Origin of the sequence: Glutamicibacter uratoxydans, from assembly GCF_006539925.1 — a bacterium.
GTDB lineage: Bacteria > Actinomycetota > Actinomycetes > Actinomycetales > Micrococcaceae > Glutamicibacter > Glutamicibacter uratoxydans.
In genome coordinates this window covers 65,569-81,278 of record NZ_BJNY01000001.1, presented here as the reverse complement: position 1 = coordinate 81,278, position 15,710 = coordinate 65,569, and the positions used below count along the sequence as shown (strand labels likewise).

At 63.3% G+C, this 15,710-nt stretch carries 16 protein-coding genes; 5 read left to right on the top strand and 11 right to left on the bottom strand.

Annotated features, from left to right (window positions below):
- The first annotated feature begins 36 nt into the window (after positions 1–36).
- Positions 37–1,719 (top strand): ABC-F family ATP-binding cassette domain-containing protein, encoded by a 1,683-nt coding sequence (locus AUR04nite_RS00530; protein ID WP_141360873.1) that lies wholly within the window; start codon positions 37–39, stop codon positions 1,717–1,719.
- Between the two features lie 293 nt (positions 1,720–2,012).
- On the opposite strand, the gene AUR04nite_RS00525 is transcribed toward AUR04nite_RS00530, so the two are convergent.
- The 3 genes from AUR04nite_RS00525 to AUR04nite_RS00515 form a co-directional block, all read right to left on the bottom strand.
- A complete protein-coding gene (locus AUR04nite_RS00525; protein ID WP_141360871.1) occupies positions 2,013–2,195 on the bottom strand; it encodes a hypothetical protein in 183 nt (60 codons plus the stop codon).
- Positions 2,179–2,724, bottom strand: a complete 546-nt coding sequence (locus AUR04nite_RS00520) for a hypothetical protein (protein ID WP_141360869.1) — start codon at positions 2,722–2,724, stop codon at positions 2,179–2,181. The genes AUR04nite_RS00525 and AUR04nite_RS00520 overlap by 17 nt, the downstream gene beginning before the upstream one ends.
- 75 nt (positions 2,725–2,799) lie before the next feature.
- On the bottom strand, positions 2,800–3,147 hold the full coding sequence (locus tag AUR04nite_RS00515) for an ArsR/SmtB family transcription factor (RefSeq protein WP_141360867.1): 348 nt from the start codon (positions 3,145–3,147) through the stop codon (positions 2,800–2,802).
- 129 nt (positions 3,148–3,276) lie between these two features.
- Between AUR04nite_RS00515 and AUR04nite_RS00510 the strand changes: the two genes are divergently transcribed.
- From AUR04nite_RS00510 to AUR04nite_RS00495, 4 genes are read left to right on the top strand one after another with little or no spacing between them, the layout of a single operon-like run.
- Positions 3,277–4,890, top strand: a complete 1,614-nt coding sequence (locus AUR04nite_RS00510) for an ABC transporter substrate-binding protein (RefSeq protein WP_141360865.1) — start codon at positions 3,277–3,279, stop codon at positions 4,888–4,890.
- Positions 4,887–5,894 (top strand): ABC transporter permease, encoded by a 1,008-nt coding sequence (locus AUR04nite_RS00505; protein ID WP_246055237.1) that lies wholly within the window; start codon positions 4,887–4,889, stop codon positions 5,892–5,894. Before AUR04nite_RS00510 ends, AUR04nite_RS00505 begins: the two co-directional genes overlap by 4 nt.
- Complete coding sequence (locus AUR04nite_RS00500; protein ID WP_141360860.1) at positions 5,887–7,500, top strand: ATP-binding cassette domain-containing protein; 1,614 nt, start codon at positions 5,887–5,889, stop codon at positions 7,498–7,500. Before AUR04nite_RS00505 ends, AUR04nite_RS00500 begins: the two co-directional genes overlap by 8 nt.
- Complete coding sequence (locus AUR04nite_RS00495; RefSeq protein WP_141360858.1) at positions 7,491–8,141, top strand: ATP-binding cassette domain-containing protein; 651 nt, start codon at positions 7,491–7,493, stop codon at positions 8,139–8,141. The genes AUR04nite_RS00500 and AUR04nite_RS00495 overlap by 10 nt, the downstream gene beginning before the upstream one ends.
- 75 nt (positions 8,142–8,216) lie before the next feature.
- Here AUR04nite_RS00495 and AUR04nite_RS00490 read toward each other — a convergent pair whose 3' ends face one another.
- The 8 genes from AUR04nite_RS00490 to AUR04nite_RS00455 form a co-directional block, all read right to left on the bottom strand.
- Entirely contained in the window at positions 8,217–9,098 is an 882-nt protein-coding gene (locus tag AUR04nite_RS00490; protein WP_246055235.1) for an urease accessory protein UreD, read from the bottom strand.
- Positions 9,098–9,709 carry an urease accessory protein UreG gene (gene ureG / locus AUR04nite_RS00485; RefSeq protein ID WP_141360856.1) on the bottom strand — a complete coding sequence of 204 codons (612 nt, stop codon included), beginning with the start codon at positions 9,707–9,709 and terminating at the stop codon, positions 9,098–9,100. The genes AUR04nite_RS00490 and ureG overlap by 1 nt, the downstream gene beginning before the upstream one ends.
- A 45-nt stretch (positions 9,710–9,754) precedes the next feature.
- A complete protein-coding gene (locus AUR04nite_RS00480; protein WP_141360854.1) occupies positions 9,755–10,450 on the bottom strand; it encodes an urease accessory protein UreF in 696 nt (231 codons plus the stop codon).
- A complete protein-coding gene (gene ureE / locus AUR04nite_RS00475; RefSeq protein WP_141360852.1) occupies positions 10,431–10,904 on the bottom strand; it encodes an urease accessory protein UreE in 474 nt (157 codons plus the stop codon). The genes AUR04nite_RS00480 and ureE overlap by 20 nt, the downstream gene beginning before the upstream one ends.
- A 22-nt stretch (positions 10,905–10,926) precedes the next feature.
- On the bottom strand, positions 10,927–12,642 hold the full coding sequence (gene ureC, locus AUR04nite_RS00470; RefSeq protein WP_141360850.1) for an urease subunit alpha: 1,716 nt from the start codon (positions 12,640–12,642) through the stop codon (positions 10,927–10,929).
- 2 nt (positions 12,643–12,644) lie between these two features.
- The gene (locus tag AUR04nite_RS18475) at positions 12,645–13,217 is read right to left on the bottom strand and encodes an urease subunit beta (RefSeq protein ID WP_141360848.1); all 573 of its coding nucleotides are present in this window, start codon (positions 13,215–13,217) and stop codon (positions 12,645–12,647) included.
- 30 nt (positions 13,218–13,247) lie between these two features.
- The gene (locus AUR04nite_RS00460) at positions 13,248–13,550 is read right to left on the bottom strand and encodes an urease subunit gamma (RefSeq protein WP_141360846.1); all 303 of its coding nucleotides are present in this window, start codon (positions 13,548–13,550) and stop codon (positions 13,248–13,250) included.
- Between the two features lie 383 nt (positions 13,551–13,933).
- Positions 13,934–15,661, bottom strand: a complete 1,728-nt coding sequence (locus AUR04nite_RS00455; protein ID WP_141360844.1) for an L-aspartate oxidase — start codon at positions 15,659–15,661, stop codon at positions 13,934–13,936.
- Between the last annotated feature and the right edge of the window lie 49 nt (positions 15,662–15,710).

The following is a 15,710-nucleotide window of genomic DNA, read 5'->3' as shown; positions in this document are numbered from 1 at the left end:
CTGCGCGGATTTGCACCGCACCGATAGGATGACGTGGTGGCACACATTGACGTTACCGACATCCAATATTTCCTTTCCGACGGCACGCAGCTGCTTGGCGGAGTGACCTTCAAGGTCACCGCCGGGTCCAAGACTGCATTGATCGGACCAAACGGCACTGGCAAGACAACCCTGTTCAAGATCATCGCCGGAGATCTGAAGGCCGACGAAGGCTCGATCAACCGCACCGGCACCATGGGCATCATGCGCCAGTTCGTCGGCCAGGTGCGCGATGATTCGACGGTGAAGGATCTCTTGCTGTCCACCGCCGCGCCCCAGCTTGCGGCCGCCGCGGCCAAGGTGGCGAAGTACGAAGCGCAGATGCTGACCAGCGAGGATGAGAAGGTCCACATGCGCTATGCGGAAGCCATCATCGAATGGGGCGACGCAGGAGGCTACGAGCTGGAAACCACCTGGGACAAGGTCTGCATGGCGGCTCTTGGCGTGGAGTTCGACAAGGCTGGCGACCGCCTGGCCCGCACGCTCTCCGGCGGCGAGCAGAAGCGCCTGGTGCTGGAGGCATTGTTCGAGGGCAACGACGAACTGCTGCTGCTCGACGAGCCGGATAACTACTTGGATGTTCCGGGCAAGCGCTGGCTTGAGGAAACCATGACGCGCTCGTCCAAGACCGTGCTGTTCATCAGCCACGACCGCGAGTTGCTGAACAATGCCGCAACCCGCATCGTGACGCTTGAACCGGGCCACGGCGGAGCTACCGCTTGGGTGCACGGCGGCGCATTCGGTTCCTATGTCGAGGCGCGCAAGGAGCGCAATGAGCGCTTCGAAGAGCTGCGCAAGCGCTGGGACGAAGAACATGCAAAGCTCAAAGAGCTGGTGAACATGTACAAGACCAAGGCGGCGTTCCGCTCCGATATGGCCAACCGCTACCAGGCGGCGACGACGCGCCTTGAAAAGTTCCTGGAAGCCGGCCCTCCCCAGGCCATCCCGCTGGAGCAGAACGTGACCATGCGCCTGAAAGGCGGGCGCACCGCCAAGCGAGCCATCGTTGCTGAAAAGCTTGAGCTCACCGGTCTCATGAAGCCGTTCTCAACAGAAGTATGGTTCGGCGACCGCGTCGGCGTGCTGGGTTCCAACGGCTCGGGCAAGTCGCACTTCCTGCGCCTGCTCGCTTCCGGCGGCAGCGACCCGGACAAGGAGCATCTGCCGGTTTCCGATGTAGTGATAGAGCCGGTGCCACATGAAGGCAGCGTCAAGCTCGGCGCACGCATCCGCCCAGGCTACTTTGCGCAGACTCATTCGCGCCCGGATCTGTTTGGCCGTACGCTGCTTGACATCCTGCACCGAGGCGACGAACACCGTTCGGGCCTTCCCCGCGAGGCCGCGGCCGGTGCGCTGGACAGCTACGGACTGGCGGCACAATCCGAGCAGAAATTTGACTCGCTCTCCGGCGGCCAGCAGGCGCGCTTCCAGATCCTGCTGCTGCAGCTCTCCGGCGCCACACTACTGCTGCTTGACGAGCCGACCGATAACCTCGATCTGCATTCGGGCGAGGCGCTGGAGCGTGCCATCGATGCATTCGAAGGAACCGTCCTGGCTGTCACGCACGACCGCTGGTTTGCCCGCGGCTTTGACCGCTTCCTAGTCTTCGGCTCGGATGGCAAGGTCTACGAGTCGGCCGAACCAGTCTGGGATGAAAGCCGCGTGGTGCGCGAACGCTAAAAGCAATAGTCGATTATGCCAACGGCAGGCATACTAGTGGCTATGCCGAATGGTGCACGAGGTTAAAGCAGAGTGGCGGAGCGCTGTAGCAACTGGATCCGGCAAGACGACAAGGCATCTTTGAATAACTCGTCGAGCAGGCCCGCACACTTCCCTGATTGGTGCCAGATTCTCTTCGAGAGGAAAACGCCGCTTTGGGTGCCTGCAAGCAATAAAGTGCACTGCTCGTGTGCTGATCCATAGTTCGAATGAAAGAAAGCCCTCTTCCCATTGTGAGGAGGGCTTTCGTGATCCTATGCAGACTTTCTGCCAGCTCTTGGTGTCTTTACCCAGCTGAGGTTTTTGTCCTTGAAGCTTTTGGGCCGATCGTACTTTGCTTCGTATTTACGCAGTACGCTTTCAGCAGCGCGTTGAACCTTGACGGACTTGACGGCAAACGGGGAGGCACCCGATGCGTTCTCAGTGCTCTTGGCCATGGTCTTCACCGTCCTGTGGTCGATTAAGTAAATTCTCGTCTTTTTGCGTCGAGTTGTCCACGGCCGTGTTGTGCAGGAGAATTTCCTCGGCGACTTCACGAATCAATGCATCCTCGCGCTTATCAGCGCCATCCAGCAACACTGAAATCGCTTTGAGCCCGACCAATTTTTCTTGTTCTTCTTTCGATAAGGCTAGGCCGATGCCCCATTCGGCTCGATTCCACCATTCTTCCTCTTCGGCATGTTTTCGCGCTGTCCTATTACCTGACCGTGCGGTGGAAAAAGCAACGAAAGCCGCGATGACCGCAAAAAGACCCGCGATGGGTGGCCCGGTGAAAAAGTCTCGCCAGAAGTCAGAATCGAGCACAAATGGAGGAAACATGCGTCCAATAACAGCCCCGGCAATCAGCAGGCCGAGCCCTATTAGCACCAGCTTGTAGTTCGCTTTGAGGTAGTCCCACAAAGTTGGTGTGTATCGGTCCTCAAAATTTGCTGCTTCGACCGGCCGCGATGACTGGTTGTTGCTCATGCTGGAGAATATATCCCCTGCTTCGGACAGTTATCCCATCCGGCCCGCCGAGCTTCATCTCGACGAAATTGAATGCTAGTGGTGGTCCGGGTGCAGTGCAGAGTGAGGCGCATCAACTTGATGCAATAAGCGGTGCACTTCCGGGTGCTCCAAGCGCCAGCGGCGGAACCGCCCGTCTTGTTCCACCTGGACCACGTCGGACTTGTGCAGCGTGGCCAATGCCTGGGAGACGGTATTTGGCGCGAGGCCGGTGGCCTGCGCGATCTGGCTCACCGAAGAATTCGGCGCGGCGTGGAGGGCCACAAGGATCTTCATCCGTGTTTCATCGGCGCACAACGAGAACACGTCGATCCACTCGGGAATCTTCTTGCGCACAGCAGAAACCGCATTGGCAGCGATCTCTTGGCGTTCAGCCTCCGCCATGTCAGCCTCCAGAATCAGGGCACGGTCACTCTTGTCAACAGCTCTTCATCAATTTCATCTGTCTGGTCAGACAGATGTACTGTTGGGATGACGCCTCTCACAGCTCAAACCCCAATTGAAGGACCATTAATGAACAAAATAGTACGACGCACTGCAACATTCGTCGTGCTTCCCATCGTACTTGCAACCTCGGCCTGCCAAGCAAATGTGAACGGCCAAGCACAAGACGATGTGGTGCTATTAACCCCGGCATTGCCGGAAACCCTAAACCCTCTGGCTGGTTTCGATATGAACGGCACAGGAAAGATCAACGAGTCGCTGTTCACCCTTTCCGGCGACGCGCAGGACCTGCCTGAAATTACGCCGCTGCTGGCCGCCGCCGAACCGCAGATTTCGAAGGACGGGCGCACCTGGACGGTCTCGCTACGCAAGGACATTACCTTCACCGACGGCAGCAGCTTCGACGCCGCGGACGTGGTGGCCAGCTACCGGGCAATCATGGATCCAAAGACCGTCTCCCCCATCGCCGCGACCCTGGAAAATCTGAAGTCGGTATCCCAGATTGATGAGCACACGGTGAAGTTCGAGCTTACGGAGCCGCAGACATCCTTCAAAACCCTGCTGCTGATCGGCATCGCTCCCTCCGAACTGATTGTGCCCGGCCAAAAGGTCAGTGACTCGGTGCTCAACCAGCATCCGGTGGGCACCGGGCCGTACACCGTCCAGAGCTACGAACCGACGCAGCTGGTGCTGGCAGCCAATGAACACTACGCCGGCGGCGCCCCCGATGTCGCCCGGGTGGTCTACGAGCAGTCGGCCGATGACAACGCCCGCGCCCAGGCCCTGGCAGGCGGCGGCTACACCGGCACCGTGCTGCCGCCCAAGCTGGCCGACAGCTTTGGCGACAAGCCGGGCTTTGAGGTGCTGAAAGCCACCTCGGCCGACTGGCGCGGCATCTCCCTGCCGGCGGACAACCCCTTCACCAGCGACCCGAAGGTGCGGCTGGCGCTGAACCTGGGTATCGACCGGCAGGCGATGATCGACGCCGTGCTGGCAGGTTCCGGACGCCCCGCCTATAGCTTTGTGCCGCCGCAGTACGGCGATGCGTACCAGCCGGCGGCGGCGTTCGACTACGACGTCGAGCAGGCCAAGGCGCTGCTGGACGAGGCCGGCTGGAAGCTGGATGGCAGCGGCCAGCGGACCAAGGACGGCAAGAGCGCAAGCTTCGCGATCATGTACAACCCCGGGGACACGCTGCGCCGCGACCTGTCGGTGGCGCTCTCGGCCCAGCTTGAAGCCCTGGGCGTGAAAACCACGGTGGAGGCGGCGACCTTCGACCAGGCTGAGCCGCGCGTCGACACTGATGCGATCATGCTCGGCGGCGGTGACACCCCGTACGATGTGGACACCCAGCTGTACAAGATGCTGCACTCCTCTTACCCGGGGGCCGGTTCCTACTGGGACAACCCGAGCCAGTACGCCAGCACCCAGATGGACCAGGCGCTGCACGCCGGACGGGTCAGCACCGATCAGGCAGAACGCAACAAGGCCTACCAAAAGGTCCAGGACCTGTACATCCAGCAGCCCTCGATGCTGCTGATCGCGTTCATCGACCATACCTATGTCCAGTCAAGCAGCGTGCACGAGCACTGGAACACCAGCGGCATGCTGCTTGAACCGCATGACCACGGCACTGCCTGGGGCCCATGGGTCAAGATCGGCGACTGGACCAAGGTCCAGTGAGCCTGACCGCCCCGGACGCCGTGCGCAGGGCACCGCGCTGGAAGGCCGCCGGCAGGCTGCTCGGGCGGCGCATGCTGCTGGGCGTGCCTGTCACCCTCGCCATCACCGCGGTGGTCTTCGCGCTGGCCTCCATTGCTCCCTTCAACCCGCTGGCCGCCTACGTCGGCTCGCGCTACCAGCAGCTGAGCCTGGAGCAGCGGGCCGAGCTCGCAGGCCAGCTGGGGCTGGACCAGGGCTGGTTCGCCACCTGGACGCACTGGCTGACCGGGGCGCTGCAGGGCGACTGGGGCACCTCTATCCTCTACGCGCGGCCCGTCACGCAGGTGATGGCCGAACGGCTTCCCTACACCCTGCTGCTGGCAGGGTGCGGGCTGGCCATCGCCATTCTCCTGTCCATCGCCCTGGCCATCGCCTCCGGCAGGAGGCCCGGCGGCCTGGCGGACAAGGCGACCACGCTGCTGGCCCAACTGGCCCAGTCACTGCCGCCCTTTGTGCTGGCACTGGTTGCCGTGGCGGTGTTCGCCCTGCGCCTTGGCATGCCGGCCTCCGGTGTTGCCGCGCCCGGGCACAGCCCCACCGCCGCCTCCATCGCCTGGCATCTGGTGCTGCCTGCCTGCGTGCTGGCATTCACCCTGATCCCCTGGCTGGTGCTGAACCTGCGGGCATCGATCTTCGAGGCCTTGGAATCCGACGCGGTGCTGGCAGCCCGCGGCCGCGGCGCCGGCGAGGCACAGATCATGGTCCGCGAGGTGCTGCCGCTGGCTCTGCTTCCCTTTGTCACGGTCATCGGCTCCCGCCTGGGCGAGCTGGTGACCGGTGCGCTGCTGATCGAGTCGGTGTTCTCCTGGCCCGGGATTGCCTCCGCCACGGTAGAGGCCGCCAAGGCGGGAGATTTCCCGCTGCTGGCGGCTGTCACCATGGCCTCCTGCCTGGCCGTGTTCGCCGGCAATGCGCTGGCCGATGCCTGCTACCTGCTGATCGATCCCCGGGTGAAAGATGTTTAAGAAACTCGATTCGCGCCGCACCCTGCCGGTGCTGCTTCTGCTGCTGGCCGCCGCCTACGCGCTGTTCGTCCCGGCGCTGAACCCTGCCGGGGTGCACCAGGTGGACCTGGGCTCCGTCTACCAGCCGCCCTCGGCCGAGCATTTCTTCGGCACCGACCAGCTGGGCCGCGACGTGTTCACCCGCGGCGCCCAGGCGCTGCGGATGTCGCTGCTGCTGGCGGCTGCAGCCACGTTCTTCTCCACCGTGCTCGGCGTGGCAGGCGGCATGCTGGCGGCAAGCTTCGGCGGTCTGGTGGACAGGATCATCATGCGCTCGGTGGACGCCCTGAACGCGGTGCCGCACCTGCTGCTCGGTGTGGTGGTGCTGGCGCTGTGGCCGGGCATGGGCTGGGCCATCGTGCTTTCGATCGCGCTCACGCACTGGACGCAGGTGGCCCGCATCATCCGCTCCCGGCTGGTCGCCGAACGTGAAGGCGGCTACGTCAAGCTCGCCAAGGCCTCCGGCGCCTCGGCCCCCTCGATCTGGTTTACTCATTTGATTCCAGCGGTCATCCCGCAGGCTGGCATCGCCCTGGTCCTGCAGCTGCCGCATGCCATCTGGCATGAATCGGCGCTGTCCTTCCTGGGCGTGGGCCTGCCTCCACAGTCGGCTTCCCTGGGGCTGCTGCTGGAAGATGCCCGCGCAGGAATCCTGCTGGGCGCTTGGTGGCTGCTGGTCTTCCCGGCGGCGCTACTGGTGTTGGTCAGCTGGTCGGTGGCGGTCTTCGCTCACAGCCAGCCGCCAAAGTCCCGAAGGGCCGGGAAGCTTGGGCGTTCGAAATCCAGCACTATGGCAGGCCCTGACTCGATCACCAAAGATCACCCCGAGGCCGCGTTGGCAGCCCAAGGGCTGAACGTCTGCAAGCTCGACGCCTCAGGAAATACAGTGCAGCTGCTGCACGACCTGCATTTCAGCGCGGCCCCGGGGAAGATCACCGTGGTCATGGGCGAATCAGGGGCAGGCAAGAGCCTGCTGCTCAAATCGCTGGCGGGCCTGCTTCCCGACACCCTGCACAGTAACGGCAATATATTTGTAGACGGCAAGCCGGTGCCCCCACGACAGCTTGCCCGACTGCGCGGCCGCAACCTGGTGTTCGTGCCCAGCTCGGCCGCTACCGCGCTGAACCCGGTGAAGACGGTGAACAGCATGCTCAAGCAGGAGCTGCGCCGGAATCGCCGGGAGCGCAGCTTCCAGGTCTTGGCCGAGGCCTTGAACCAGGTCGGCCTGGATGCGCAGCTGCTCGGAAGCTACCCGCATGAGCTCTCCGGTGGTCAGGCCCAACGCGTGGTACTGGCCCTGGCGCTCATCTCGCAGGCGCCGGCGATTCTGCTTGATGAACCGACCAGCGCCCTGGACCATGAGACCAGGGACCTGGTGATCGGAATACTTCAGGATCTGGCAGCGGACGGCCGCACCATCGTGATGACCACCCATGATCCGCAGCTCGGCGCCCGGTTTGCCGCCGAGGCGGTTTGCCTCAAGGACGGCAAACTCGTTGCAGGCGGCGGCATGGAAGTCCCAGCGGTGGAGAAAGAACTGTTCCAGGAGGCTGAGTCATGGGCCTAGCACTGCGGAATATCACCCACAACTATGGCGATGCTGCAGGCAACGTCCTGCACAACGTCAGCCTGGAAGTCCTCTCGGGCCAGATGCTGGGACTGGCCGCCCCCTCGGGAGCAGGCAAATCAACCCTGCTGTCCATTGCCGCAGGATTGACCATCCCAGTGAGCGGCGAGGTGCAGGTTGATGCGGCCGCTGAGCGCGGCGCCTTGACCATCGGCTACCTGCCCCAGAGCCCCAGGGCCTACGCGGATCCCCGGTTGACCTTGGCTGCGACCATCACCGCGCCGCTGTCCTTCGCCCAGGGCAGCCTGCGTCCGCGGCCGAAGCGCTTCAGCCGCCAGCTGGCGACCGCCTGCGCACAGGCCGAGCTGGATCCGCGGCTGCTGGGCCGAAAACCGGACGAGGTGTCCGACGGCCAGCTGCAGCGTGCGCTGATGGCACGGACGCTGATCACCGATCCGCTGGTGGTCATCGCCGACGAGCCCACCGCCCAGTTGGACTACGAAACCACCAAGATGATCTTCTCCACCCTCTGTCGCCGCGCCGAGCAGGGGGCTGCGGTGCTGGTTGCCTCGCATGATGTGGACACCCTGCAGGAATACTGCACCAGCGTGGTGGGCTTGGACCAGCTGGGCGGCAGCTAAGGCGCCGGCCAGTTAAGGCACTGGCCCGGCCGCGTTGAACGCGGCCGGGCCAAGTATGCTTCGCGGCGAAAAACCCTAGTTCTTGCGCAGGTTCATCGGCTCCTGGCCGCGCAGCCGGGCGCGCAGGTAGTCCACCACCGACATCAGCACTGCATTGGCCGACTCGGTCGAGGTGCCCAGGGTGCGCACCGCCACCCCGTGCAGGGCGGTGAGCGAAATGCCCACCTGCACCGGGTCGCGCTGCTCGGCAGCCGCCTGGTAGCTCAGCTCGCGCAGCTCGGCGACCATGGCGGCGTCGATGCGCGCATCCACCGCCAGGAGCATGCCCACGTGGGTGGCCTCGTTGAAGTACAGCGAAGAGTCGATGGCCTGTTCGGCAGGTTCGATCCAAAGGTTGTCCAGAGCCGCCAGCTTGCCGTCAACCAGCACTTCGGTGCGCAGGCGCAGCTTGTCGTAGCTGAACTGCCGGCCGTCGGGACTCCACCCGGGGGTGAGCACTTCGCACATGACAAATGATGCGCGCTTACCCATCCTGACCACGGTGTCCTGCTCATAGGTGGCATCGCGGTAGGCGATGAGCTGGTCCGGGATGTATTCCAAGACCGCATCGTCTTCCAGGTCGATCACCATATGCTGCTCGGCAGGGCCCTGCGGGGTCTTGTAGATCTTCGTCGCGGACTGCGTGGTCAGCAGCAGGCTGCTGCCCGAGCGCACGGTGATCTGAATCCCATAGCGGTCAGCCCCGAGGTAGGCGCCGCCCGGGTTGATGACGGTGTAGCAGACCTGCCCGCTGGCATCCAGGTAATGCGGGCGGAAGACCCGCAGGGCGCCGCGGCTGTACTGCGACACCGCGATGTCCCTGCCGGCCCGCCGGCCGATATCCAGCCGCAGCTCCCCCACCAGCTCGCTGGTGAAGGCGCTGCCGGCCGGTTCAATGTAGGTGGATTGGGCTGCCACTAGCCCAGGTCCGTCATCAGCACGTCGTGCTTGAGCCACTCGATGACCTTCTCCAGGCCTTCATCGGTCTTCAGGTTGGTGAAGCAGAACGGCTTGTCCCCGCGGAATTCCTTGGAATCCGACTCCATGATCGACAAGTTGGCGCCAACATAGGGTGCAAGGTCGGTCTTGTTGATGATGAACAGGTCAGACTTGATCATGCCCTGGCCTGCCTTGCGCGGGATCTTCTCGCCCTGGGCCACGTCGATAATGTAGATGGAGAAGTCGACGAGTTCAGGCGAGAAGGTGGCAGAGAGGTTATCTCCGCCGGATTCGACGAAGATGATCTGCAGGTCCGGGTGCTTGGCTTTCAGCTCTTCAATGGCTGCCGAGTTCATCGAGGTGTCCTCGCGGATGGCGGTGTGCGGGCAGCCGCCGGTCTCGATGCCGACGATGCGGTCCAGCGGCAGCACGCCGTTGGCTGCAAGGATCTTGGCGTCCTCGATGGTGTAGATGTCGTTGGTAATCGCGGCCATCGAGATTTCGCCGTCCAGAGCGCGGGTGATGCGCTCCACGAGCTGGGTCTTGCCGGCGCCTACTGGTCCGCCGATGCCAATGCGAATTGGTTCCATGTTTTACTCCCTAAAATTCTTGAAAGTGTGCGCGTCCGTCCGGTTCTAGGACATGAACATGCGGGCGCGCTGGTGTTCGTGGCGCATCTGGGCGATTTCAAGCCCCGGCGCCGCGGCCCCGACATCCTTGAGGTCCAGGGTGAAGATCGTCTCCACCGCCTGTGCCACCGGCCCATGCATGGCAGCGAGCACCCGCTGTCCGGCGTTCTGCCCCAGCGGGATGGCGCGGATGGCGTTCTGGGTCAGGCTGGTCAGCGTGGAGAACAGGTAGCTGCCAAGCACATCGGCCAGCGTCGCCCCGGCGGACTTGGCAGCCAGTGCAAAGCCGATGCCCGGGTGGCCGAAGCAGCGCCCCGAGGCAACGGCCTGGCTGTACTGTTCCAGTTCAGGATTGGAAAAGACCATCTGCGCCACCGAAAGCATCCGGGCGCCGATCTTCACCGCTGCCTCGCGCAGTTCCCGCGGCAGCGCCGACGCGTTGGACAGCTGGTCCAGATAGAAGACCTCTTCCATCTCTACGGCTTCATAGGCCAGGCGGACCACCAGCCCGTCGGTGAATACCAGCGATTGGGCCAGGAAATGCTTCAGCCACTGCTGAAAGCTCTCCTCGTCGCTCACCTGCCCCGCTTCCAGGTAGCTTTCAAGCCCGAAGGAATGGCTGAAAGCTCCCGTGGGCAGCGCCGAATCGGCAAGCTGCAACAGCGTGAGCAGGTGGGCCGAACTAGTGGGTGTGTTCGGCATGGCGGAACGGCACCGGCATGACGCGCTCTTGGCGGTTGTACGGCGCCTGGTGGTGGATCAGGAAGTCCTCGACGGTGTGGTCGTATTGCACCACCATCACTTCGGCCTGGTATTCGGAATCGGCGTCGAAGAACTGGGCCTGCAGGTGGCGGTTGCCCAGCGCATGGGCCACCGTGCCCATCTCGTAGATGCTGCGCGGGGCAATGACCAGCACATCGGTGGGCAGCACCGCGACGGTGATCAATTCGGTGTCCGACAGGTACAGGATGTCCCCGTCGCGCAGGTCCGGGCCCGGAGCCAGGCGCAGGCCCAGCTCGCGGTCGTGGTCGCTGGTCAGCCGCTGGATGCGCTTGACCAAGGCAGAGCTGGGAAGCACCACTTTTTCGTGGTGCCTTCCGGCGTAGGCTTCTTCTGGCATCTCGTGGAGGTTGCCCACGAGCTCTTCGATGATCATTGTCTTCCTTTGAATTACAGGTTTAGAACAGGAAATAGCGCTGCGCCATCGGAAGCTCTTCCGAAGGCTCGCAGGTGGCGAGCTCGCCGTCGACCATGACCTGGTAGGTCTGCGGGTCTACCTGAATGTCGGGTGTTTCCCCGTTGTGCTTCAAGTCCGCCTTGGTCAAGGTGCGGATGCCGTGGCAGGCGCGGATGACCTTGCGCAGGCGCAGGCGCTCGGGTACTCCCTCGTCGATGGCCGCCTGGGACAGGAAGGTGATCGAGGAGTTGTGCACCGCGGTGCCCAGCGCGCCGAAGTTGTAGCGCAGGGTCTGCGGCTGCGGGGTGGGGATCGACCCGTTGGAATCGCCCATCAGCGACTGCACGATCAGTCCGCCCTTGATCACCATCTCCGGCTTGACGCCGAAGAACGCAGGGTCCCACAGGACCAGGTCGGCGAACTTGCCCTCTTCCACGCTGCCGATCGAGTCCGCGATGCCGTGGGCGATGGCCGGGTTGATGGTGTACTTGGCGACATAGCGCTTCAACCGGGCGTTGTCCCCCACCGAGTGCTCGTCCCCGGCCAGCTTGCCGCGCTGGCGCTTCATCGCGTCGGCCACCTGCCAGGTGCGCAGCACTACCTCGCCCACGCGGCCCATGGCCTGGGAATCGGAGGAGGTGATGGAGAAGACGCCCATATCGTGCAGCACGTCTTCGGCGGCGATGGTTTCCGCGCGGATGCGCGAGTCGGCGAAGGCGACGTCCTCCGGGATGTCGGCATTCAGGTGGTGGGCCACCATAAGCATGTCGAGGTGTTCCTCGATGGTGTTCGTGGTGTACGGCAGGGTGGGGTTGGTGGAGGCCGGCATCACATTCGGCAGCGCGGCCATGCGGATGATGTCCGGTGCGTGCCCGCCGCCGGCACCTTCGGTGTGGAAGGTGTGGATGACGCGGCCCGCAATGGCCTCGATGGTGTCCTCCACGAAGCCGCACTCGTTCAGGGTGTCGGAGTGGATGGCGATCTGCACGTCGAACTCGTCGGCGACCTTCAGCGAATTGTCGATCGACGAGTGGGTGGATCCCCAGTCTTCGTGGATCTTCAAGCCGATGGCGCCGGCGCGGATCTGCTCGGCCAGCGGCGCACGGTCGCTGGCATGGCCCTTGCCCAGGAAGCCGATGTTGATCGGCAGGCCTTCCACTGCCTGCAGCATGCGGCTGATGTGCCATGGGCCCGGGGTGAGGCTGGTCGCCTTGGAAGACTCCGAGGGGCCCGAGCCGCCGCCGATCAGCGTGGTGGTGCCGTTGGCCAGCGCCACCGGCACCTGGTCCGGGGAGACGAAGTGGATGTGGGTGTCGATGGCCCCTGCGGTGAGGATCTTGTGCTCGCCGGCGATGATGTCGGTGGCCGCGCCGATGACGATGTCCACGCCGTCGGAGATGTCCGGGTTGCCGGCCTTGCCGATCTTGAAGATGTGCCCATCGCGCAGCGCCACATCGGCCTTGAAAATGCCCGAATGGTCGAGCACCACCACGTTGGTGATGACAGTGTCCGGGACGTCCTGGTCGCGGGTGAGCCGGCCGTTCTGCCCCATGCCCTCGCGGGTGACCTTGCCGCCGCCGAAGACTACTTCTTCGCCGTAGAGCGTGTAGTCCTTCTCGATTTCAAGCAGCAGCTCGGTGTCAGCGAGGCGGATCGCATCTCCGGTGGTCGGGCCGTACAGCTCGGCATACTGCTTGCGGGTGAGTTCAAAACCCATGCTTAGTGCTCCTGCTCATTCTTCTGGCCGCCGTCGGCCTGCGCCTCGGCTGCTTCTTCTGCCTCTGCGGCCAGGCGTGCCTCGTGGGGCTGCGGCGGCAGCGTCTCGTCCACCGGGTCCACGCCGAAGCTGGTACTGAAGCCGATCGAATCGTCTTCCGCCTCGTTGGGCAGGTCGATGTCGTAGTCCTGCACGACTTCTGGTTCGCGGTCCAAGTCGATGCCTGCGGTGCCGCCAATGGCTTCGGTTTCCACGACGGGAACCGGCTTGCCCAGCGGGCCGTTGACGCGGTTCTGGAAGCCGTAGACCTCGCGGGAGCCGGCGTATTCGACCAGGTGCACGGTGCGTGCATCGCCCGGCTCGAAGCGCACGGCGGTGCCGGCGGGAATGTCCAGCCGGAAGCCGCGGGCGGCGACGCGGTCGAACTCCAGGTCGTTGTTCACTTCTGCGAAGTGGTAGTGCGAACCGACCTGGATGGGGCGGTCGCCGCGGTTGACGAGGTTCAAGATGCGAGTCTGCTGTTGTTCGTTGCACAGAATCGGTTCATCGCGAAGGATGTATTCACCGGGAATCATCGGGTCTCCTGGGTGCTTGATTCAGACGTTTTAACGGATCGGATTGTGGATGGTCACGAGCTTCGTGCCATCACGGAAGGTTGCTTCTACCTGAACCTGGTCAATCATTTCCGGGATGCCGTCCATGACATCTTCGCGCTTGAGAATGGTGGTTCCGTAGCTCATCATTTCGGCAACGGTTCGTCCGTCGCGGGCGCCTTCGATGATTTCGTAGGTGATGATGGCTACCGATTCAGGAAAGTTCAGCTTTAGTCCACGTTCTTGGCGGCGGCGCGCTAGATCGGCGGCCACAACGATCATGAGTTTTTCATGCTCACGCGGAGTTAAATACATCGAGAGTCCCCTTGATTAACAGAGCTTTTTGGGTGTCCACATCGATCTTTACAACCGGCCAGAAGGTGCCGGGAAGCCTGTGGCTAAGGCAAGAATAGCAGACGTCACAGCTGATATTTGCCCAAACAGCCCAGGGGTGGTCTAAGATGTCAACCTCCAATCCAGTTCTTCAGTCAAGTGGCGAATTGCTCCCGCACCAAAAGCTCTTTCTGCCCCGGAATCACGCGGATTTTTCAGGATGCCCGTGCAGATTTTCGTTCGGGTCATACAGAAAATCGGTCGGCGTAACAACCCGGAGTATAAGGAGAGCCGAGCCCCGCCACAGTTGGCGGGGCTCGGCCCTCCTTGATCTCAAGATTTTTCAGCACGCTCGCTGGTGGCGGCTACTCCACCAGCTTGCCCTCCTGGGATACTTCGGTCATCAATTGTGCAATCTCTTCAGGGATCTGAGGGATCGCTTCGCGCACGACGCCGCCCTGCGCTGACCACACCAGGTTCACCTGCAGCTGCGGATCGGTCAGCGGGTAGTCGCTGCGGTTGTGGCAGCCGCGGGTTTCGCGGCGCTCCAGCGCGGCTTCCAAGGTGGCCCGCGCTGCCAGTGCCGAGGACTTCAGGTCGAAGGCGTGGCTGAGGTCTTGGAAACCTGCAATGTCAGGATGGATGCCGATATTCTTGATCCGCTCCTCGATCTGCTCCAGCTTGGCCAGCCCCGCCAACAGCCCTGCTTCATCGCGCAGCACCCCGGCGTGTTCGGTCATCACGTCGCGGATGGCGCGCTGCAGGGCACGGACGTTTTCGTGCCCCTGGGCTGCCTGCAGCCCGTCGACCTCATCGCGGGCGGCCGCGACCGCGGCGGCCGAACGAGGCTGGCTGACCAGCGAACGGGAGTAGGCCGCCGCTTCCTGACCGACAATCCGGCCGAAGACCAGCAGCTCGATCAGTGAATTGCCGCCCAGCCTGTTGGCTCCGTGCAGACCGGAGGAAGCCTCGCCAATGGCAAACAAGCCCGGCACCTCGGTGGCATGGGTCAGCGGGTCCACCCAGACGCCGCCCATTGAATAGTGAGCGGTGGGCGCAATTTCGATCTTCTGCTCGGTAATGTCCCGCATCTGCAATTCCATCACCGTCTGGTAGACGCGCGGCAGGCGCTCCATGATCACCTTGCGCGGCAGGTGCGAAACATCCAGCCAGACTCCACCCTTTTCGGTGCCGCGCCCCTGCTGGATTTCAGTGTAGGCAGCCAGTGCGACGCGGTCCCTGGTGGACAGCTCCATGCGCTGCGGATCATAGCGCTGCATGAAGCGTTCACCGGCCGCGTTGGTCAGGATGCCCCCCTCGCCGCGGGCCGCCTCGGAGATCAGCGTTCCCGCAGCATTCTCCGGTTCGATAATGCCTGATGGATGGAACTGCACCAGCTCCGGGTCGCGCAGCCGGGCTCCTGCCTCGACGGCCAGGCGCCATGAGTCGCCGGTGTTCTCGTCGCGCCGCGAAGAGGTGCGGCGCCAGATGCGCGTATGGCCGCCAGCCGCGAGGATCACGGCGTCGGCGTAGATCAGGTAGCCGGTGCCGTCGTTGACGTCGAATCCGTAGGCGCCGAAGATCTTCCCGTCCTCGACCAGTAGCCGGGTCACATACATGGTGTCCAGGATCCGTACGTCCAGCTGCTCGGCCCTGCGAATCAGGGTCCGCTGGATTTCAAGCCCGGTATAGTCGCCGGCGAAGGCAGTGCGGCGGAACTTGTGCGCGCCGAAGAACCGCTGCGAAATGCGGCCGTCTTCTTCGCGGGCGAAGTTCATGCCGTAGCGTTCGAGGTCCTCGATGCCGCGCTGCGCGCCCTGGGCCACCACTTGGACGGTGCGCGGATCCGCCAGCAGGTAGCTTTCCTTCAGGGTGTCGGCGGCATGCTGCTGCCAGGAGTCTTCTTCATCCATGGTGCCCAGCGCCGCATTGATGCCGCCGGCAGCCAGCGAGGTATGGGCGTCGCTGCGCGGGCGCTTGCCTACTGCCAGGACGTCGACGCCGGCTTCGGCCAGTTCGATGGCTGCGCGCAGGCCGGATCCGCCGGTGCCGATGACGAGGACTGATGTGGAAATCTGACGTTGTTTTCTCATGTTGTCCAGCTTCACGCCGCAAGAACAATACGTCCAATGAATAATCATC

Bases quoted from the DNA above. Each gene is read 5' to 3' on its own strand.
- AUR04nite_RS00525 (WP_141360871.1), bottom strand. From the start codon at position 2,195: ATGGCCAAGAGCACTGAGAACGCATCGGGTGCCTCCCCGTTTGCCGTC.
- AUR04nite_RS00520 (WP_141360869.1), bottom strand. From the start codon at position 2,724: ATGAGCAACAACCAGTCATCGCGGCCGGTCGAAGCAGCAAATTTTGAG.
- AUR04nite_RS00515 (WP_141360867.1), bottom strand. From the start codon at position 3,147: ATGGCGGAGGCTGAACGCCAAGAGATCGCTGCCAATGCGGTTTCTGCT.
- AUR04nite_RS00510 (WP_141360865.1), top strand. From the start codon at position 3,277: ATGAACAAAATAGTACGACGCACTGCAACATTCGTCGTGCTTCCCATC.
- AUR04nite_RS00500 (WP_141360860.1), top strand. From the start codon at position 5,887: ATGTTTAAGAAACTCGATTCGCGCCGCACCCTGCCGGTGCTGCTTCTG.
- AUR04nite_RS00495 (WP_141360858.1), top strand. From the start codon at position 7,491: ATGGGCCTAGCACTGCGGAATATCACCCACAACTATGGCGATGCTGCA.
- ureG (WP_141360856.1), bottom strand. From the start codon at position 9,709: ATGGAACCAATTCGCATTGGCATCGGCGGACCAGTAGGCGCCGGCAAG.
- AUR04nite_RS00480 (WP_141360854.1), bottom strand. From the start codon at position 10,450: ATGCCGAACACACCCACTAGTTCGGCCCACCTGCTCACGCTGTTGCAG.
- ureE (WP_141360852.1), bottom strand. From the start codon at position 10,904: ATGATCATCGAAGAGCTCGTGGGCAACCTCCACGAGATGCCAGAAGAA.
- ureC (WP_141360850.1), bottom strand. From the start codon at position 12,642: ATGGGTTTTGAACTCACCCGCAAGCAGTATGCCGAGCTGTACGGCCCG.
- AUR04nite_RS18475 (WP_141360848.1), bottom strand. From the start codon at position 13,217: ATGATTCCCGGTGAATACATCCTTCGCGATGAACCGATTCTGTGCAAC.
- AUR04nite_RS00460 (WP_141360846.1), bottom strand. From the start codon at position 13,550: ATGTATTTAACTCCGCGTGAGCATGAAAAACTCATGATCGTTGTGGCC.
- AUR04nite_RS00455 (WP_141360844.1), bottom strand. From the start codon at position 15,661: ATGAGAAAACAACGTCAGATTTCCACATCAGTCCTCGTCATCGGCACC.